Annotated in this window: 20 protein-coding genes; 9 read left to right on the top strand and 11 right to left on the bottom strand. The window is 31.6% G+C overall.

Going from position 1 to position 20,735, the window contains the following annotated elements:
* Positions 1–246: a hypothetical protein gene (locus BLS22_RS13835; RefSeq protein WP_090554810.1), complete on the bottom strand. Its 246-nt coding sequence runs from the start codon at positions 244–246 to the stop codon at positions 1–3.
* A 59-nt stretch (positions 247–305) separates the two neighbouring features.
* Positions 306–893, bottom strand: coding sequence for a hypothetical protein (locus BLS22_RS13830; protein WP_090554808.1), 588 nt, complete (start codon positions 891–893; stop codon positions 306–308).
* 376 nt (positions 894–1,269) lie between these two features.
* On the opposite strand from BLS22_RS13830, the gene BLS22_RS13825 reads away from it, so the two are divergent.
* Genes BLS22_RS13825 through BLS22_RS13815 form a run of 3 tightly spaced genes read left to right on the top strand, consistent with a single transcriptional unit; the run spans position 1,270 to position 4,247 of the window.
* A complete protein-coding gene (locus BLS22_RS13825) occupies positions 1,270–1,509 on the top strand; it encodes a helix-turn-helix domain-containing protein (RefSeq protein WP_244269560.1) in 240 nt (79 codons plus the stop codon).
* Positions 1,502–3,217, top strand: a complete 1,716-nt coding sequence (locus BLS22_RS13820; RefSeq protein ID WP_090554806.1) for a hypothetical protein — start codon at positions 1,502–1,504, stop codon at positions 3,215–3,217. Before BLS22_RS13825 ends, BLS22_RS13820 begins: the two co-directional genes overlap by 8 nt.
* A complete protein-coding gene (locus BLS22_RS13815; RefSeq protein WP_090554804.1) occupies positions 3,201–4,247 on the top strand; it encodes a 4Fe-4S binding protein in 1,047 nt (348 codons plus the stop codon). Before BLS22_RS13820 ends, BLS22_RS13815 begins: the two co-directional genes overlap by 17 nt.
* 38 nt (positions 4,248–4,285) lie before the next feature.
* On the opposite strand, the gene BLS22_RS13810 is transcribed toward BLS22_RS13815, so the two are convergent.
* From BLS22_RS13810 to BLS22_RS13775, 8 genes are all read right to left on the bottom strand, one after another.
* Positions 4,286–5,110 carry a DNA-methyltransferase gene (locus BLS22_RS13810; protein ID WP_090554803.1) on the bottom strand — a complete coding sequence of 275 codons (825 nt, stop codon included), beginning with the start codon at positions 5,108–5,110 and terminating at the stop codon, positions 4,286–4,288.
* A gap of 13 nt (positions 5,111–5,123) precedes the next feature.
* On the bottom strand, positions 5,124–6,302 hold the full coding sequence (locus tag BLS22_RS13805; RefSeq protein WP_090554801.1) for a DNA methyltransferase: 1,179 nt from the start codon (positions 6,300–6,302) through the stop codon (positions 5,124–5,126).
* A gap of 436 nt (positions 6,303–6,738) precedes the next feature.
* Positions 6,739–6,933, bottom strand: coding sequence for a YwbE family protein (locus tag BLS22_RS13800; protein WP_090554799.1), 195 nt, complete (start codon positions 6,931–6,933; stop codon positions 6,739–6,741).
* A gap of 361 nt (positions 6,934–7,294) precedes the next feature.
* Entirely contained in the window at positions 7,295–11,476 is a 4,182-nt protein-coding gene (locus tag BLS22_RS13795; RefSeq protein ID WP_090554798.1) for a hypothetical protein, read from the bottom strand.
* Between the two features lie 751 nt (positions 11,477–12,227).
* Positions 12,228–12,473: a hypothetical protein gene (locus BLS22_RS13790; protein WP_090554797.1), complete on the bottom strand. Its 246-nt coding sequence runs from the start codon at positions 12,471–12,473 to the stop codon at positions 12,228–12,230.
* Between the two features lie 27 nt (positions 12,474–12,500).
* Complete coding sequence (locus tag BLS22_RS13785; RefSeq protein WP_090554795.1) at positions 12,501–13,091, bottom strand: hypothetical protein; 591 nt, start codon at positions 13,089–13,091, stop codon at positions 12,501–12,503.
* Positions 13,092–13,116: 25 nt separating this feature from the next.
* Positions 13,117–13,935, bottom strand: a complete 819-nt coding sequence (locus tag BLS22_RS13780) for an SHOCT domain-containing protein (protein WP_090554793.1) — start codon at positions 13,933–13,935, stop codon at positions 13,117–13,119.
* A gap of 1,153 nt (positions 13,936–15,088) precedes the next feature.
* Positions 15,089–15,334 (bottom strand): LexA family protein, encoded by a 246-nt coding sequence (locus tag BLS22_RS13775; RefSeq protein WP_090554792.1) that lies wholly within the window; start codon positions 15,332–15,334, stop codon positions 15,089–15,091.
* A 153-nt stretch (positions 15,335–15,487) separates the two neighbouring features.
* Here BLS22_RS13775 and BLS22_RS13770 point away from each other — a divergent pair, with 153 nt between their 5' ends.
* From BLS22_RS13770 to BLS22_RS13745, 6 genes are all read left to right on the top strand, one after another.
* Entirely contained in the window at positions 15,488–15,847 is a 360-nt protein-coding gene (locus BLS22_RS13770) for a YcbK family protein (RefSeq protein WP_090554790.1), read from the top strand.
* A gap of 31 nt (positions 15,848–15,878) precedes the next feature.
* Positions 15,879–16,208, top strand: coding sequence for a hypothetical protein (locus BLS22_RS13765; RefSeq protein ID WP_090554788.1), 330 nt, complete (start codon positions 15,879–15,881; stop codon positions 16,206–16,208).
* A 45-nt stretch (positions 16,209–16,253) separates the two neighbouring features.
* Positions 16,254–16,475: a DUF1659 domain-containing protein gene (locus tag BLS22_RS13760; protein ID WP_090554787.1), complete on the top strand. Its 222-nt coding sequence runs from the start codon at positions 16,254–16,256 to the stop codon at positions 16,473–16,475.
* Positions 16,476–16,518: 43 nt separating this feature from the next.
* Complete coding sequence (locus tag BLS22_RS13755; protein ID WP_090554785.1) at positions 16,519–16,740, top strand: DUF2922 domain-containing protein; 222 nt, start codon at positions 16,519–16,521, stop codon at positions 16,738–16,740.
* Positions 16,741–16,878: 138 nt separating this feature from the next.
* Positions 16,879–17,244, top strand: a complete 366-nt coding sequence (locus tag BLS22_RS13750) for a hypothetical protein (protein ID WP_090554783.1) — start codon at positions 16,879–16,881, stop codon at positions 17,242–17,244.
* Positions 17,244–17,573, top strand: coding sequence for a hypothetical protein (locus BLS22_RS13745; RefSeq protein WP_090554781.1), 330 nt, complete (start codon positions 17,244–17,246; stop codon positions 17,571–17,573). Before BLS22_RS13750 ends, BLS22_RS13745 begins: the two co-directional genes overlap by 1 nt.
* A gap of 109 nt (positions 17,574–17,682) precedes the next feature.
* Here the strand turns inward: BLS22_RS13745 and BLS22_RS13740 are convergent, their stop codons facing one another.
* Positions 17,683–19,755 carry a DUF262 domain-containing protein gene (locus BLS22_RS13740; RefSeq protein ID WP_176762195.1) on the bottom strand — a complete coding sequence of 691 codons (2,073 nt, stop codon included), beginning with the start codon at positions 19,753–19,755 and terminating at the stop codon, positions 17,683–17,685.
* Between the last annotated feature and the right edge of the window lie 980 nt (positions 19,756–20,735).

Below are 20,735 nucleotides of genomic sequence, written 5' to 3'. Positions count from 1 at the left end.
TTAAACCTTTACCTTCCCAAATACCTCTGCTATCTCATCATCTACTGAGTCCTTATCATATTCAATCTTATAAATTAATTCCGATAGCATTCTTCTTAATTGCTCAATGTTTGTGGCAAGGGAGCCATCCATTCGTGCTCTTGTATTATCATAAATTCTGCCTTGTTCAAGCTGATTTAATTTGTTCGAAATATCTTGTATTTCATGTCTATATTTATTACGCACATCGACTTTTTTAACTAACATATTTTTTCCTCCAAATTTATTATAAATTAAGTTAATAACACCTTAGGGTTAATTGCCTACTATATTCTTTCTATATAGCCAAAGTTATATTGAGACTTAGCAATTGAATCAGAAAGAATTTTATTAGAACTGCTTACAATAAAATCTTTTGTTTTTCTATAGTTGCAAATATTTAAACTACTAATCTTTATCCAAATTTTATTTTTGTTTTCACGCCATTCTAAAGGTGTTAATTGTTTTTCGGGTGAATTAATGCCTTCTGCATCTGTGTAAATATCTAATACTTTAGCTTTATATTCAATTTCATTGCTTCCACCGCTATTTCTTCCTATCGCAAAGTAAATTTCAACAACTTCATTTCTTTTTATAGCATCAATAAATTCATTTCTTCTTTTTACTGCCATACCTCTTGATAACGAATCTGTTGAAAACCAAACTGTCCCATTATCACGGCAAAACTGTTTGTAAATTTTAATTGTTTCAACTCCATCGTATTTATTATTTGATGAATGACCCAACTTCATAAAAATACTAATAGGGTAAACTACTCTAGCTGATGAGTTGTTATATGTAGTTTTTTCTTTGTTTAATAAAATAGCTCTTGTATTTGAATTCAAGTTTCTATATTTATGCCAACTGGAACTCACAGATATCACCTCAATATAGTTAGTTTAACTTATTTTCACTCTTTATCAGAATTTTTTTACATAATACCTCATTCTACAAATACCTTTTAACCCCTTCATAATTCACCAACTTTCAATCGCAATTTCCGACATCTTCCAACAAAAAGAACCACCCCTAAGGTTAGTCCTCCATTCTTAACACATCCTCTAGTAACTCATATCCATTTTCAGTAAAAAATTACTTCCAGTAATTTATCATAGGTTTTTGTGATACTGTATATAACCCATAAAATATTTGATTCCCATTCGCTTAATGTTATACTCCTGATATGTCACTTATTGTATGTAGACGTATTTCCTACAACAATAATACAATTAGTATTGGAGGTAAAAAATCATGATGAAAAATTATAATATTAAAATTTTATTTGGATCTAATGTTAGAGAATTTAGACATAATAAAGGAATTTCTCAAGAAAAGTTAGCTGAACTCTCTGGGTTACATAGAACTTACATAAGTGATGTCGAAAGAGGCTCAAGAAGTATTTCACTAGATAACATAAAAAAAATTGCTAATGCTTTAGAAATTGAGGTATTTAAATTATTTATTTTCAATGAGGAGGATCATTATGATTAGATTTCCCAACCCTGGTTCCGATATAACCACTTTTATTAGAATATTTCAAATTCTACATTCAGAACTTAAAGAAAGGTATTTTTTCACTTTAGATGATATGTCTGAAACCCTTACTAATAAAAATCTAGTTTCTTCTGAAGGATATATGGGAAAAGAAGCACTAAAACGATCAACTAGAAAGGATCGCAGTAGAGACCCTCTCTATAATCAGTCAAAAATGTATGCTGAACTATATAGAATTTTAGGGTGGATTCAATCAGATGTAAACAAAAAATTGAATTTTAAATTTACATATTTAGGCGATCACATGGCTAATGCTCAGCTAGATCCACTATCACTTTTTAAAGAATGTATTTTAGGAATAAATTATCCAAATGCAGTAATTGATATTAAAACTGCAAACTACATAAGACCTTTTGCAACAATTCTAAGAATGATTGATGATTTAGATGGTTATATATCTAGAGATGAAATGATTATTGGACCTTTGAATATCAATGATTTAAGCTCTGAGGAATACCTCTCTGCGTTAAAAAAGATTAAAACCTCAAGACCGTATCACAAAAATTTATTGACTGAGTTAGATGCACTTTCTAAAAATTTAAAAATTCAAGTTAATACATTAGGAAATTATACTCGATTTCCTATCTCAGTTTTAGAATTTTGTGGCTGGATCAAGAAAGAGCGTACAAAAAAAATTTACACAGATAAAAGTTTAGTATTTTTAAAACTAACTGATAGCGGAAAAGTTGCAGCTAAGTTTATTAAAACATCAACAGATATTAGATACAATAAAATACCGAAAGAAATTGATTTTAATTCTTTAGTGAAAGTTTCCTTTTTCCAAATGCTTGAAAGAGGAGGCTTTGAAGTTAATTCAATAAAACAAAATTTATTAGATGATATCCTAAATCTTAAAAAAGTATATGATACAAATCCCCAATATCTTTTTTCTCCATACCAAACATATGATATGGATACTATAAATGAAGCATTATCTGAATATATTCCTAAAAATGACTTAGAATATAGCTCAAAATCATCAAATATACTTGAGGATTTCTCAGAATACTCACCTACTAAAACAATATCAAGCTCATTTGTTACTTTAAAGCCTAACAAAAATATAGTCTTTAGTAGAGCAATAGAAAATGATAATCTAGTAAAACTAATTACAGATTTACATACTTCTTATACATCAGTTTCAGAAGTAGTAGAGCGATTGTTTGATTCCTATAAAAACTCCAATAAAGATACTTTCTATGATTTGACTGCTAATCTATTTTCTATTCTAGGTTATAACTGTACAGCAACAAGACATGGAATAAATTATGAACGATGGGATGCTATAATCAATGACTTAAGGTACAGCATTCCTATTGAAATCAAATCTCCATCAGAAGAAGAATTTTTATCTGTAAAAGCTATCAGACAAGCTCTTGAAAACAAAATCATACTTTTATCACGAAAATCATATATTACTGACTTTGAAACTACTACTCTAGCTGTTGGATATAAATCTCCTAATGATCGTTCAGATGTCAATCAACTAATTGAAGATATTTATAATGCATATAACATAAGGATTGGAGTTATCGATTTTAAATCTTTACTTACAATGACTGTAAAACTAATAGTTGAGAAAAAAGAAATTGATAAAGAAGAATTTAGAAAGTCGAGGGGGATAATAAATGTCAAAGATTTTTAATCAAAAGCAACAACAAATAGTTCCTAAACATTATACAGTAGAGTCCACTCCTATTTCGATAATTTATTACCCTAACAAACCTTCATACATTACTTTTCAAACGGGTACAAAACTTGAATCCACTTGTCTAAGCTGTATAGAAAGATATTGTTTAAATTACAAAGAAAGTGAGCTTTCTAACTCATTGTTTTCTATATTTCCTAACGATAAAAATACTAATGTGTGCCCAGTTAATGCTATTAAATGGCTTGCTAACTCGTCCTTCCCTCATGTAGATAGTAATCTATGTATTAATTGTGGTTTATGTGCATCTCGTTGTCCTGTCGGAGCAATTTATTTAAGTCAAAAAACTGCAATAGTTAATACAAGAGCAGTTGAAAAGGTATCTCTTACAAATAAATCTAATCATATGATAATGCTATCAAAGTTATTTAGAACTAAAAAAGAAGGTTCTTTTCAGGATGAATCTGATGCTCTAATAGATTCTATATATAAAAAGCTATTATGTGCCGATACCTCATCACAATTTCCTAACCTATTTACACGAAATTTGTTAATTCAACTTAAACTTAATACCTTAATAAGAAGAAAAGGTGATGTAAATATACGAATGGATGGAATTTTCAGCTCCAATTCTTCAGTTAAAGGTGTACTGGAGATTGAGTTCGGCAAAGATGTTTTAAACTCACCTAGAAATATACTTGATGATTTAGCAGTTTTATCTTCTAGATATAATTACTCATATAAAGAACTAACACCTTTAATAATTTCGCTAAATCTTCCTAATACAAGAACTGAGTATTGGAGAGTTATCAAAGATGTAAACAATGTTTTAAATATAAGAATTCAATCCTTAACAATAGGTTCTCTTATGATTTTGATGTGGAATAATTCGGAAGTTAATTTTAATAAAGATAATTTCTATATAGATTGTGATAACTATTCTTTAGAAAATCAGATAATTACATTACTAGGTAGATCAATAAATATCTCTAATTTGAATTTTTCAATAACAAAACCTAATAAATGATAAATAGCCTACCTATAAGCAATATAGGTGGGCTAACTTTATCTATTAATCTCCTCTATTCTTTTATTTGCAATTTCTGCATACTCTTTTTGTATTTCTATTCCTATCCATTTGATGTTATGACCCTCTTGATTTAATTTTTCACAACATACCCCTAGAGTTCCTGATCCATGAAAGGGATCTAAAATGTATCCTTCATATATACCATCTTTATTTTTGGGGCAAAACGCTTTTATCAATTCTCTAATGAGCATTTCAGGCTTCTGAGTTGGGTGTTTTGTTTTTTCATTTTCAAATGCTTTTCCTGCCAATGTAGGAAACTTCCATACGTCCCCCCTCATTGCACCATTTGGATTCGGCTTCCAAATTTTCACTTCTCCCTTTGAGTTTTTATATTTAACTGGATTTTTGAGCCGTTCACTACTTTTATAAGGCATCCTTACATCATCCACATTATAAGTCCATTTGTTTTTTGATCTACTGAACCAAAGAAATGGTTCATATTGTGTTAATGGAGTTTTCCTTGTTCTAGAAAATCCATTTTCATAATGCCATATATTCATTCTTCTATAATATAAACCTAATTCATACATTATAACTTGAATAAATGCAATATAGTGATGTATTCCAAACCACAGTATACTTCCATTGTTATGTAATAAATCTCTACATAGAGTTATTCTATGCTTTGATAGCCTTAAAAACTCATCTAGAGATAATTTGTCACTGTCATTTCCGAAATCTTTCCCTAAATTATATGGAGGGTCTGTTAATATCAAATCAAACTTAAGGCCATCTTCTAGCATTTGTTTAAGCAAATTATCAGCATCGCCTAAATAAACTTTATTAAAATTCCATTTCATATAGAACACTTTCCTATCTCTTTTTTTTCTTTTTTATTTCTGTTTTTCTAAATATCACTATATATTGATGATGTATATTTTCCACATATGCAAACGGATAACCATAGGGTAATAGTGATTTATGATTTTGAAGCAATACTTTCACCCCTTGCAAAGATAACTCATATTTATTATTAATTTTTCTTTTGTTCATTGCTTGGATTAAATCACTGTGAAAACTAATAAATTCAGACTGATTTCTAAAATCTGATACTACTAAACTCATATATTTTGAAGGTTTTAATGCTCTAGCACATTCCATAAAAATATTATCAACTAAAATTGTTAGAAAATCTTGATAGTCTGAAATATTTCCCAAATCTTTTTCATCGTCAGAATAGTTTGTAGCCAAATTATTTTTTAGTCTTTCATTTTTCACTTTATGATCTGCTTTTTTATTTAAAATTGACCAATACGGTGGACTAGTTACCATAAAATCAATACTATCATCTTCTATTTTCTTCAACTCTATGGTAGAGTCACCATTAATAAATGTATGCTTCTGAGATTCGCCCTCACCAACTTCAAATTCAATTCTTTCAATTGCTAGATCATTCCATCTTTGTGATAATTCAATCCCTATGCCTTCTCGATTGTGCATAGCACATGCCTTAATGGTAGATCCCACTCCTGAAAATGGATCTAGCACAATTTCATTCTCTTTTGTAAAAAATAATATTAATCTAGCAATATCTTGAAATGAAAAAGGGGCTGGATGTTGTCTTTCTATCTTTGCATGTGGATGTTTTGATCCTAATCCTTTTTGATACCAAAAACTTTTTGTTTCTGGCATCCATTGTTTACCTGTTAAGTTATTTAATTTGTTTCTTGGATCTACTGTTCCCACATCTTCTTGACTTTCCCCATCTTCTTGATTTTTTTCATTTCCATTATTATCATCTAAAACTTTAATCTGTAATTGTTCAGTTTCTTTTTTCTTAATATTCCTTTTATCTTCATTATTACCTTTTCTACTTAAATCTTTATAGTTCTCAAGCTCTTTTACCTCAAATCTTCTTTGACCCCCAGGTGTCTTAATTGGCTTTAATATCTCATTTTTCACCATTCTGTACACTGTTGACTTGCTCACGCCTAAATAATTTGCAGTTTCTTGGGTTGTAAGCAACTCTTTATCTTTTATCACAATAGTCATAGTATCCCTCCAAAAAAAAGCTTCCTTAAAAAGTATACCATTGTTATAAACGTTGTCAATACTATTCAAGTATATTCAAATATAATCATTACTTCTTCAGTAACAAAGTTATTTACGCACACAATTAATTTATATCTTTAATTTAAAGTATTTATCCTTTTCTTTATGATACATACTCTACTCTTCAATAGATGTACTTTTTATTATAAGATATTTTCTTATTAAAAGTATAAGTTACATTGCATAAAATTTCAAGAACTTATGTTCTTTTTAGTAGCAAAAAAACATCTCCTCCTTTTATTTGAGAGATGCTTTTATTTTCTTAAATTTTATTAAGCACAGAATCATGTTGAATTTTTATATTTTTTCATCTTTAGATTTCTTCAGATATTCAATCTCTTCTTTTAAGCAGATGCCCTTTATAATACCTAAGTCTTCAATATAATATTTCCTTAACCCTACCAACAATTCCACCTTCAAGTATCACTTTAATGCCATGTGGATGCGTAGCGGAGTTTGTAAGAATTTTTAAGACCACACCTTCTGTTAGTTTTCCCGAACGTTGATCCTGTTTTTGAACAACTCTAACCTTTGTACCTTGTTTTATGTTATCTCGTATAGTTCCATCCATATTATTGCCTTCTTTCTTTACTTTCGATATAGCTTTACCACACACTCCACATGCGCCGTTTATTTCATGAGTTTATTTTATCATCTATGTATATAACATTTTATATTATTTCATACTCTTGAAATGTTGAAATATAGGGAACTAAAGATTGTATGGTAACCTTCTATACTTTTCTATAGTTCCCTATAACTTTTGGGTGGGTGGCAAATGGGTGGCAAAACCACCACATACGGTGGCAGTATCATTTAGATTCACAAATTAAGGTTATTCTAATTGGCTGTCTTGCAATTTAAATAACTTTGGCTATATTTACTTTTAATTTAACTTAAAATTTACACTTAGAGTTATTATTCTAAATCTATTAGTCAATTTTATAATATGCAAGACATTTATAGACAAAATGAGTAGCATCGATAGCTTGGTGCAATTTTTTAATCCAATTTTCCATTTCTCCAAGGTCAATTGTGGTCTGATAGTTTTCTTCTCCCATTGTATCAGTTGGAAATAAGTTCTTATGGATCATCTTAATTCCTTCAAAAATATCTAATACTTCTGGATTTGCTTTTATAGTTTCTTCAGTAAAGTCAAGCTGTTGTAGCAAATAGGAACAAAAATCAATGCATAATTGTATTTTAGATTCCACTAACTTCATAATACGCTCTAAATATTTTTGTGTCATAGTCAACCCAAAAACATCTTCTTTTATTTCAATCAACTCTTCTAATTGTTTAAGTTGAATGAGGTGCGCAACATTATGATAGCATTCCCATAGGTTAATCATTGTTTTTTCTGTAGCTTCTAATTCTGGAATTAAATCAGCCCACTTTTTTATTCCTATTTGAACTATTAGCTGATTATCCTTATAAGAGGGCATTATATCAATCAATGAAAATTCTTCATCTACATCCAATATTCTATATAGTGGAATGGAATATACAACAGAGCTAAGGAGTTTTCCTTTTTCTAGCACTACTACTTTAATCTCAGAATAATTATCTTCTAGATATAGTCTCTTTAAATCTGTATATTCAGCAGGTCTAAAGGCTTTTTTAAATATGCCCAGTACTTTTTTAAGAAACTCATCTTCATCAAAAATAACCTCATTACTTTCAATAATTATTACTTTATATGGCTTATCATTTAAAGCTTTCTCTTCTTCTATAATCCTAATTTTAAGCTGAGAAGATGCAAATTGATTAGTAATATTTTTTTCAACCTTCCTTCCGATTTTATGCATCTCAAGTAGCGTATTTTCTATAATATCATCATTCTGTCTAAATTTATCTAAAGTAAATTTATTCCACACAATTGCTACATGGTAAAATAATTTCAACTCCCTTTTTTCTAATATTTTTAGTTCATTTTCATTAGCATATTTCATAAAATGTTTTTGAAATTCTTTTTGAAACTTTTCTAAGGATAGTAAGGCATCATAGATGTAGCGTATAGATATTTTATCATTTTTTATTCCTACTCCGATTGTATCTGCTCTACTTAATATCAATTTTTTTTCTTCTTTAGATTTACTTTTTAATGCTGGATTTACTGTCAGTATATTTTTAGCATGAAATAGAAAATTTCCTAAGTCTGAAGTTATTTTTCTTAAGGTACTTACTATTTCATGATATTTAATTAGTCCTATTCTAAACCTGAGTAATTGATCTTGATCCTGATTTCTATTTATATCACTTTGTTCACCTATAAACCCCCACGTATCCATTACAGTTTTAGGAAGTAGTATAGCTGTACTTATGTCATCATATAATTTATTGTATTCTTTTTCATTGATATAATCTTTAAATATATTTATGATATTCTTTTTTCTATAATGGTTTTTTATTGCATCTAAAATATCATTTAGCAACGCTACTATATTTTCTCTTAAATCTAAAATCATATCAACATATTCTTGCCATCCTTCTGGTCTAAAGTTATAATTTACTAATTCTCTATAGGTAGAATTAACTTCAACTTGCCACTGTAATGGTAGATTTTCTATAGGTATTTCCTTTGTCGTGTCATCATGTTCCATAGGTATGAGAGCAAATTTATGTCCATATCCTTGACTGCAAATTTTTTTCTTTTCAGGAAATAGTCGCCTTACTATTTCAACGTTTCTCATATTGTATTCATGGATGTAATTCTTTGTTAGTTGATCCTCATCAGATTCGTCTTGTATATTATAAGATATTATGCTGTGTATCTTTACTTCTTCTCCTTTTTCCTCAATGATAGGAATTAAATGTTCCTCCTTAAATCTTTCAAGAAATTTGTCTCGGTAGGTACTAATTCTTTCGTTATCTTCTAAATCATAATAATACAGGCCTACAATAAAATCTGCAAGGCTACTAATAGATATATTCCTAGATGCTTGTTCAAAATTAATGTACTCTAACGAAACAACCTTATCTATCTTTAGTTTACCAATCCAAAACATACTCATCCCTAGGTATTTCCAATCAGTTTCTGTTTCAGGTGAACTATTTGGTTGTTTGGATTTTATTAACCAATCTTTTGCAAACTGAAACACGACATCCTTACTAGTTAATCTTGATGAATATTCTAATATATCTTTTTTGAGTTGTTGGTTATGTGCAATGTCAAGCATTTTAAATAATTGCTGATCCCAATTATGCATTAACCCGCATAAGTCAAAACCTAATACTAAAAACCAGCTTTGTTTATGCTTAGCATATACCTCTTCTATAACGTCCCAATTCTCCTTAATATAACCTTTTATTCCCAGCCAAATCAAACTTTTAGTAATTGCTCCATAAGCTGTCCAAGTCTTAGTCTGTAGGTTATTTAAAAAAGATAAGAAATTATCTTCAATCTCATTTTCATAAAAGTAATTTAGTAAAAACACTTCAAAATTTTCTTCACAAATTACTAATGTACATAGGTTAATATCATGTTGTATTGGTGATAGCACTGAATCAAATAATAATTCAACAAGTATTTTAGATCGAATGGGATGAAGAGCCTCTAAATATTTTCCGTCTGTGCTTTTGCGAAAGAAATATTCATTTTCAAATCTTGTAATGGCATAAATAGGATCCTTTAAGGATAACTGGGATACTAAGGTACCCACATCTACATTAGCACCGTAGTATCCACATAAAGACACTACTCTCAGTAATTGTAATCGATCATAGTCATTTTCTAATCTTATCTCATCTTTTATTCTCATTACCTGTTCTTTTAATCTATCCCTTAAAGTCATACCGCGATTAATAAGATACATGAACTCTAATAAAGGTCCTTGTCCACCAAAAACATTCCAAGCTTCTTCAAAAGTGGTAAACTTTAGCTCCCCCTTATTTTTCAGGATATTTTCATAAATACTTTTCCCTTCATCTGAGTCTAATGATAATTTTATTTCTTCATAAATCATATCTGCATTGGTTAAAATAGCTCTATTCCAATCTTCTTCTCGAACTGTTATGAGTATATTAAAGATATCATATTGATTTATTTCCTTTATTAATTCTACCCACACCGTGCTTCCAGGCTCAACATCAAGGTAGAGCGCTAATGGTAAATTAATATTTCTCCCGATGGCGTACAAAGCCCTAACAATCTGTAATGCATGATGCTTGTCTTTCACATGTTTAATCTGGTATGTAAAAGGGGCTGGATAATATTGATGCAGGTATCTATAGGCTAATGTTGACTTCCCTTGACCTGATGCACCATGTATAATAACAATTTTACTGGCATCAAACCCATCACTAATTGCTCTTAGTTTATCTTCTCTCGGTATATCTAAGTTAGCCAATATATGGTTATAATTAGCTGAAACCCCTAATGAAAATTCTTCTTCTAACTTCACCTTATGATTTTCATCAATTAATTCTATCCCTAACGAAACAATTGATGTTCCGAACTCCCTATAAAATATATCTCTCTCACTGAAAAAGATTCCTATGCTATTCAGTTTGTTCAATAAACTTTCTCTATCTAAAGATTGTCTATCCTCAGATAACTTGTAAATCCAAAACATTAGTAAATCAAATGCTATTTGTGGATCCATTCCAACTTGAGTTTCTTTAAGAAAATTAAATATTTTTAACTGCAGTTCATCTTCTTGAACTTCTTCTAATTCCAAATTCTTAAAAAGGTTTTTAACCTCACTTTCTTTATACTTGTAACCAGTTAGCTTTCTAATTATTTCCTTTCGATCTTTTTCATCTTTTTCAATTGCATTTTTGAGCTCCGTACCTACTTTTCCAAATGAGACAATACTAAAACTACAACTACTTTCTTTTAAAAGAGTTTCTAAGGATCTCCTAAAAAAAGAGTCTTCTTTTTGAGGTGAAAATTTTGATAATGATAAAGACTCAGTATGATTTTTTATTTGAATCACTTCTATTAGACTATTATCACTTCCGTAAATGGCCAAATCTTCTTGCCCTTCAGGCTGAAATTTAAGTTCATTATCTTGCTGGTGTAAAATTCTATAAACTATGTATAATGTTTGTAATCGATATCCCTTAAAAGCTGCTGTTGCACCTATATCCGATTTTAAAGTTAAGTCTTCCAAACTACTCCCCCCTAGTAATTTACACGATTAAATTTATATCTGTTTTGTAATAAATTACACATAGCGTTATTTATCATAGACTTTTTGTTCTACTCTCCTTATGTATCCCCAATATAATAAGATACCTTTACAAGCTTTTACATTTCTTTTTAGTAAATACTTACATGTTATCGATATTCTATTTTTCCTTTGTATTTCCTTTGACGAATATAAAATTTCCTAAGAAGAACTTTAATTTCCTAAAAGTTCAGGCCCCTCTCCCCCCAACTATTCACTAAATGTACGTTTAAGGAAAGCGGAGCGGTAGTTGCGGTTTTTGCAACTATTTCTTAAACAAGACATTTAAGGAAAGTGTAATAGTGGTAGGAGCTTCTATAAAAACTTGCCCTAGATAGCTCCTACCTCTATGGAACGCTAGTTGGGGGATCAAGACCCTGAAGGTGGACCCGTAATCGAAACTGTCTGCCTTCCCCTCTGAACAACTCCATCGAAAGGCAGTCCGTGGAGACTGGATCTACAGAGTCTTCCCGAACACTGGAACTGTCTGCTGTAGCTTATTGAGCTTACTTGATTTATCAGCAGGCTATGGAGGTACCGAATTCCTCTAAGAATGTAATGTACCCTCTATTGGAGAAGTATTCTCTTTTGTTCGTCTTTTCTTCTAATCTTTTTCATTTTATTCTATCTTTTCCCAGTCAAATGCATAAAAAAGAGCCAGAAAAAGGCTCCATAATCTATAAACATTTAGGGGTTAAAATTCTAATACAATATAATCATCTTGACATTTGCTACAATTTATTCTTATCTCTCTTAATTCAACATCTACATCATCAATATCTTCATAATCTCCTATATCACCATATTTATCAATTGACGGTGTATCAACTCTAAAACCATAATTAACTAACTTAGACATTTGAATTTGATGGCCTACTTGATGTGGAACCATTTCAACTTCATTGCCACAAGTGCCACATATTAAAATCATTTTTACCACTTTTATTACCTCCTTGTTTTTAAAGCACTAGAGTTCTTCTAATTGAATTGCTTTATGTTCACTAATTTCGTCGATTTTCTTTTTTAATTCATTATAAAATTCTGATAAAAATTTATTTCTATAATCAGTCATGCTTTTATTTGTAACATTTAAGAAATAATCAGGCATAAAGCTGATATGCTTTAACATACCCTCAGAATCAATATAATTGATAATTAAAAGCTTAAATTTGAGATTTTGTGACCCACTAAAACCACCTATGGCCGCCCCTACTTGTCCAAATAAGATACCTCCTAATGCAGCATTACCGATAGAAAACCCTTTACTTTCATTTATTTCTTTCACATTTTCAACAGATGCACTTTTAATTTTTTTTACATTTAGCTTAACTTGTTCATTTTCATAAGCAAACAGCAAGTAATCACTGTATAATTTTACATTAAAAACTACATTAGGAGGATATTTCAATCCATACAAATGAATTGCTCTCATTTCTCCGTAGATACCTTGTTCTAATTTTTCACTTTTACCTTTCTGTTCTTGTCGCGATTTGTTAATAAATAAGAAAACAATTCCTAATCCTAAGCATATCATTACAAGCATCAACAATCCTTCCATAATGACCTCCCTTTCTTTTTTATATTTAGATTTTCTCTAGTAGTGCTTTTTTCTTTCCTTGAAACTCTTCTTCCGTAAGGATACCCTCGTTTTTTAAACTGGCTAATTTTTCTATCTGTTTATACAACCAGTCTTCGTTATTTTCCTTAGTAGAAATAATTTTCACATAATCTCTTTCTTTCTCTGGAAGTAATTCTAGTAGAACATCGTATGTCTTTCCTTCAAATTCCATATTAAACACCTTATTATTCTCTTTAATAACTACTATGGTTTTTCTTTCATCTACTTTCTTATTTATAGTTTTTATAGGATCATTCTTTTTTCTACTCCCTATTACTGCGCCAGCACCACCTGCAACTAATCCCCCTACTACTGCTCCACCTAAAGAACTTCCTCCATTTCCCCCACCTTCAATACTCATCTCATTATATATATCTCCAATAATATAATAGTATTTTATATCATCTAATTGCATTTGTACTTTACCAATATCTATGTTGAATTCGCTATCAACGAAATTTATATTCTTCTCATCTTTCCATGTATAAAACTTTATATATCCTTTATTTATATTAGGATTGCCTTTGTAATATCTCACAAGCTTTGCATCTTGTGGAATATTGTATTTTCTTTTATTTCCATCTTCCCACACTTTCTTCTTCGCCTTTTCTTCTTCAAGTTTAATTTCCACTTCCTTTTGCTTGGTACTCGCCTTGTTATAAAGAATTATACCTAATGTAATTATTGCGAATAAAATTCCAATCATCAAACCAGTATATTCTACAAATAAAACCATTAAAATTAAACCTGATAATATTGTTAAAAATACACCTAAGCATCCCACTGCAATCCCTCCCCTTCCCTCCATTTTACTATAATTGTTTGTTAAATTTTGTCATAGTTTGTCCTTCAAAATTTTTTTAAAAAGAAGTAGGCTTACTGGTTAAATCGTTACCACACAGTGATAATATAGTGAAACCATAATGTCTTAAAAAATTATTTTATCTATCTCCTTAATTATGTCTTTAAAAAACACTTAAACAAAATAGAATATTGGCAGGAACTTCTTGAAAAACTTACCCCTAGATAGCTCCTACCTCTATGGAACGCTAGTTGGGGGATGAATACCCTGAAGGTGGACCCGTAATCGTAACAGTCTGCCCCTCTCCGTGAACCGCCCCATCGGAAAGGCAGTCTGTGGAGACTGGACCTGCAAAGCCTATCCCAGCGACTGGAACAATCTGTTTCACCCTACACCTAGCTACAAAGCAAAACAGTTTGTGGAGGGAGCAGCAACAATGACCCTAAAGCTGACAGGATAAAGCTGGAACAGTCTGTTGCCGCTTATTAAACTTACTTCCATTTAGCAGCAGGCTGTGGAAGCAAGGAGCTTCGAAGACCATCTCCATGATAGGACCCCAAAGCAACATCCTGAGGCCAGAGGCTAGGATAAAAAGCCCCTTTGTTCCTGCAGCCTCTGATCACAGGATGGACCCTGACTTCTCTAAAGATAGACCCTGACCTTCTCCAAAGCTCTACTTAGCCACTGGATCAGTCTGTAGCCCTCCCCTAAATCTTATCCATAGATGCTACAGTCTGAGGAGGTGGCGGTAGCCAAAGGCCCTAGAGAGATAGGCCCAGCGACCAGAACAGTCTACAGCCCCTCGAATCAGTAGAATACCTTGTAAGGACGCATGGCTTTTATGGACGTATGGTAATAACAAGCCATCTCCCCTTGGGTCTTCTCTACACCTACTAAGCAATACAGCTGTAGTCTGTGGAGGGAGCGAAGACAAGGACCCGAAAGGTACAATCTTTTGTAGGGAGGAATGAAGGAAGGAGGCTCCTTTAGGATATATAACCCCCTCCTGGATGAATGACTGGAGGCAAAAGGTTGTGGACCCCAGAGGTTTTTAGGGTGGGTGGTGGGAAAAAATAAATGATACAGGGGGTTGCCGGCTGAGGCAGCTGCCTGTATCTACTGATTGGTTTCTTTTCTATCCACTTACTACTTCATAAGCCTTTATAATTTCTTTTCCCTTCTCGGTGATCCTTAATGCCCTTGGTAGGGTTCGCTGTCTTTCAATGATGCCCCAAATTTCCATCTCTATTAAATAGCCTTGTACAGTAGAAGTAGATCTTAAGCCTACTAGCTTTCCTATCTCTCTAACAGTAGGACTGTATCCTCTCTTCTCTATGTAATTCTTTATAGAAACCAAGATTTCCATCTTTTTATCCTTCATTCATCTCCTCCCCCTTATCTCGTTCATCTCGAACGTTTGTTCTGTATTCATTATAAGAAAATTTCCTACCTTTGTAAAGCCTATCCTCCCTGTTTGCTGAATTTCCTAAATCGCTCCTATATAATGAAGAAAACCTAAGGAAGGAGGATGAGGGTGAACAAAATACAAATTGCTAAGAACTTTCAGCTATGGGAATTTCAATGTAGAGGTGGTACCCAGCTGGTGAAACTGGATCATCGTCTCCTGGAAAAACTCCAGCAGCTTAGGGATCAAGTAGGTAGACCTGTAAACCTCACATCAGGCTATAGAACATTAGCCCATAACCAAAAGGTAGGGGGTAGCCCCAATAGTCAGCATATGTTAGGCCGAGCAGCAGATATTCAGGTTCCCGGATATTCCCCCGAGGCCATAGGAAAGATTGCCGAGGAACTGGGCTTTACCGGGATAGGTGTTTATCCAACCTTCACCCATGTGGACGTTAGAACCACTGGCAGATCCCGTTGGCGAGGATAATTATTAATTTCTAATCAGAGGAGGTGACTGGGTGCCCAATACTAAACTGGTTGCAAAGATTAAAAAGATTGATATTAGTAACAAAGTAACCGCCGAAAACTGGAGTCAATCCATCACGATTTTGTTAAGTGATATTGAACTGAATGATGAAAATTTGGTGGCCATTAGAAAGTTTAAGCCCAATGAAGAAATTTCTGTATCCTTTGAAACCCTTCAGCTTTCTATGCTGGATGATAGACCTTATCATAATGAAATTATAGAGGTTGAAGAGGATTTTGAAGAGCCAGAGGAGTTGTTTATCATTGATTATGAAGAGGAGCTGCCTGAAACCGATAAGGTAGTTAAAACCTTTGAGCTATAGGCCCTCTCCTAAGAATGAAATTTTACTATGAAAGGGGGTGAAAACATGGCGGTAATGAAAATGAATGAAACAAGAAATGCATCAGCTCAATTTATCACTGGTATCAATCAGGATGGAAAGGAAACTCATATGACCAGAACTATTGCCAGCTTCAAGACAGATGCTGATTTAGACAGCATCGTAGAGGTAGTTGCAGAAATCGGGTCCTTATTTCCCCATCCTATCAAGGGCATCTTTATGACTGAAAGGTGTGAGCTGGTAGTGTAATCTGTTAATTTTATCAATTACATTATAGAAGGGAGGTTATGACTTGAACCGATATTTACGAATGGTATTTAAAACAGATCAGGACAAATTGGCAGCCATCAGGGTATCCACTCCAAGGGAGGATCTAAATGCTGCTGATGTTAAGGGTGTTATGGAGACCATCATTGCCAATGGGTCCGTCTTCACAAGAGTTGGAGATTTAGTGGCCATTGATAGTGCCTACCTAGTAGAAACTTCTACCACCGAGTTGGAAGTGGCCCAGTAATTTCGTCCTTAATCGTTAATTTTCAAAAGGCATGGTCCTCCAAGGGCTGTGCCTTTTGTACTAATAGTATTTCTATTTCAATAAATAAGTTAAACACAACAATTGATTAAAAATCCAAAGAAAGAGAGGAAGTGAATAATGAAAACCCAAACCCCGTTTACCAAAATAACCGCAGTTATTCTATGTATTGTCACCATCAGCTTATCCTGGAATATTTATTTATCCTATAGAGAGTTGTACTACCCTGAAGGTCTTTTTTGTGAGGCTCTTAATTATTCTTTGATGGGCAGCAATCTGGAAGTAGATCCAGCAACTGCTAGGGCAAATCTTAATTCCACTACAATAAATCCCCACATTACCAAGGTAGATCAATCTGATATTCAAAGAAGCATTTTTATAAATCTCCTCTACCTCTTGGTATCCTTTATTAGTCTGGCCTCACTCCAAAACCTGATACTTAAGCTTGAAACTAGAAGATATTCCATCAACGAAGGTGTAAGGTGATGTTAATTTTCCTAGAGGACTTTACCCTCTTTGCCTTTATCTATCTCTTTTGTTTCCTAGGGGCCTTCTCTAAGGATATGATAGATACCTTTTCTGAGAAGACTACAGAGGTACTGATTATAAAGGTCCTCATATCCTCCTTGGCTGTTGCTATTTTACTATATGGCACTTCCGAGTATTTATTAGATAGATTCTCCTATCGTTTTTTTACAACCTTGTGTTATACTCTGGGATTGGTTAGTTTTGAGGTACTGGTGAGGTATAGCAGTGCGGCAAGTTTTCTGGAGTTGTTGGATGAGTTTGGGAGATGGAGAAAGAACGAAAAATAGTAAAGGGAATACTTTCACATTTACATCGAAAGTTTCCCTCTTTTTTATTATAATTTAGCCTATTATACGCAAAGTAGAATAATTTATGAGCCTTAAAACACATTTATAGCTAACTAATCTCAATTTTAGTGTTACATAATAAAGCAATTCTCTTTAGCCTTCTAATTTTCTCCGAAAGACTTGCATGGTAATTAATATAAATATCTCCAATTGCAATCAAATGTCCTCTTTGATGGCTAGTAAATTGGTTTTTATCCCGTGAGGCACAGCCTTTTATATGCATTCTATTCCATATTTTAGAATCTGTGTTTTCATAAATTTTCTTGACTGCATTAATGTAGACATTCTTCTGGTTTTTCCCTTCAATAGTTACATCATTAACTTTAATCAGCAATTCGTTTTCTGATATTTCTTTTTTAGCTAGTTTTTTAGGACCTGGCAACAGGGTAATTATGTAATCAGAAATCTTATCAGCTCTAATAATTATCTTCTTTTTATGCCATTTGCTTTCTTCACTATTAAAGAACAATTCTCTTTCATATGGCCAAATGCAATATTTTTTTAGTTCTTCTCTTTTTATGGAAAATCTGCTATTAGAAAGCTTTGAGTTTAAACTTTGACTAACCAGTGTTAAATTGCCAATGGTATCTAATAAACTAATGTTTTCCTCTAACTCCTCATCTGTTAAATCTGCCATCCAATTTTCATATGACTGCGGGAATATATGTTCTATTGTTAATCCCTCAATATTCTGGAATAAAATTTTATTTTTTGTTTCTTCCTTAAATACTAGTAATAACAAATACTTAATAAAATCTTTTTTCTTCGGGCTATATAGTGGTGCAGTACTGATTATTTTCTTAAACATTTGATTATCATAAAAGGGAGCTGATTTCTGTCTGCTTATTATGTTTTGTATTTCTTGTGATATATCACTTTCATCAACAAAATCCGTGATGGACAATATAACCTCAGATATAATTTTATTTGCTACTTTCTTGCCATTTATGGACAGTCTAACTGAATATGAAGCAATTAATAATACTAGCTCTTCAAAGGTTTTTAGTGAAATAACGTTATTACCATACTGTTCAAATAGTTTAAGAAGTATGGGGGTATAGACATATGTATTTAAGTACTTTAATAAATGTAAACTTATTTGTATTTTTTCTGAAAAATTTTTAACTGGTAATTCATCTGGAAATATCACATAGTTATAATACAGTTTATAGCTATTAAGCTTCTTCAATAACTCTGGTACACTGTGCTGACTTAGATAATCATCAAGATATTCCTTCATCTCTAAGTATATGCGATTACTTCTTATATTTTTTATTTCACTGGTATTGGCATAAAGGAAGAACCTAATAAATTCAGAGATATTAGACACCTTTTCTTTTTCTAAATTTTCAAAGTGATCTTCAATTGGCTCCCAGTATTTGAAGTATATCTCTTCTGCATCTATTATTTTAGGGTGCATAAAAATATAATTTCTAATTAACTCTCCATCAATTAAGTTTTTACCTCTTGAATTTAATGTTTCAAAAATCATATTTGCATCTTCATTTTTCTCAAGTTCGATAGTAACAAACTTTAATTTATCACTTGTTACTGAAAAAATTCTACTTACAAAATCACTTATAGCAATATCATCTTTTATAGCATCATAAAACATATCTATCTGATTATAAAAGTAATTTATAGCTTCTATAAAAATACTTTTAGTAGAAACATTTAAAACTGATGGTTTGTAGAAACTATTAATCATGTTCTGATAATCTTGATTATTATTATGTTTATTACTTAAGGTTATTCTGAAGATTTCTGTGCCATCAAATTGATTAGTTATCAAAAAGTTTTTTATCGTAGTATTAATCAAATAATCATTTCCGCTATTGTATACTTTTATCCATTTAGCAAAAGCCAATAAAAATATTGATATTGTCGTCAATCGCTGTTGACCATCAATAACTATTCGTAGATTTTCACCTTGCCCATTTTTCTGAAGAACAATAGTTCCCATAAAATGTTCAGTTTGCTTTTCATAAGCTCTAATTATGTCACTAAATAGGTCATTCCAGTGGGTTGTATCCCATTTATAAGGACGTTGAAAAGAGGGTATTTGAAATATTTTCCCATGCACAGTCAAAATTGCTGTTAAATTATTTTTATATAAATCCATAAAATCTTTTCCTCCTATATTAGTGGTATTGTTATGCATTTCTTCTTAGGCCGCACTTTAAAAACAAAACATAAATTTATAATTTTGAGTTCTTAATCAATGGCTAAAAACAAATCATTGTAATGGTACTACAGTTCTCTACACTTAAATTCCCAATGCATGTCCTACATTTAATTGACCTCTTTCCCTCTCAGGTATTATCTCTTAGGAAAATAGTACTATAATTTTAATGCAATTAATGTCACCTATTGTCGATTTTAAAAAATTTTAAAGATGTCTATTTATTTCCTAAGCCATTTTATTCAATAGTCTTTCTAAAGCATAGAAACTTGCTTTTAAAATGCTCCATGAACCAAGTAATAGATTGAATTTCTGACAAACTCAATCTTCAACAGATATATAATCAAATAAACCTTGTTTATAGTATTTTGATTCTTCCTATCCATCTTCCAGAGATAAGAAAAACCCCTTCCCTCTTCCAGTAGGTCCCTCTAGCTTCGATGTTCTTGTCTCCCCTACCTACATAAACTTTTTCTATGTAAGTAAGCCTTGAAGAAACAGAGGGAATTGACCTGCTTGTTTCTTCTCCTTGGCGGTGATTATTTTTTTGTATGGTATTTCAGAGCATTTGTTAAGTAAATTCTCTTATCAATCGTTTACGACGGTGTTTTATATGTTTGGGGTGATTAGTTTTGAGGTGATAGTAAAGTATAGTAACCTACAAGAAATTAGGGATTTAATAGAAGACATCCAAAGAATAAGAAAATATATGAATAAAGATAAAGGGTAGAACTCTTAGCTAAAGATATATCCTTTATTTTTTTGATCTTGCTTTCAATTCTTATCAATTAATAAGTCCTTATAGTTGTGTGCACTTGTAAAATGTATTATAATTAAAAATTGCAAACAAACCTAAATTTTATTATATATAGTAATTCTATTATAAAATTATGTAATTCTTGAACATTTGTTCGTACAAT

The sequence above is a fragment of the Natronincola ferrireducens genome, assembly GCF_900100845.1.
Taxonomy (GTDB): domain Bacteria; phylum Bacillota; class Clostridia; order Peptostreptococcales; family Natronincolaceae; genus Natronincola_B; species Natronincola_B ferrireducens.
The sequence above is the reverse complement of the archived record's forward strand: the minus strand, read 5'-3'. Positions and strand labels throughout refer to the sequence as shown.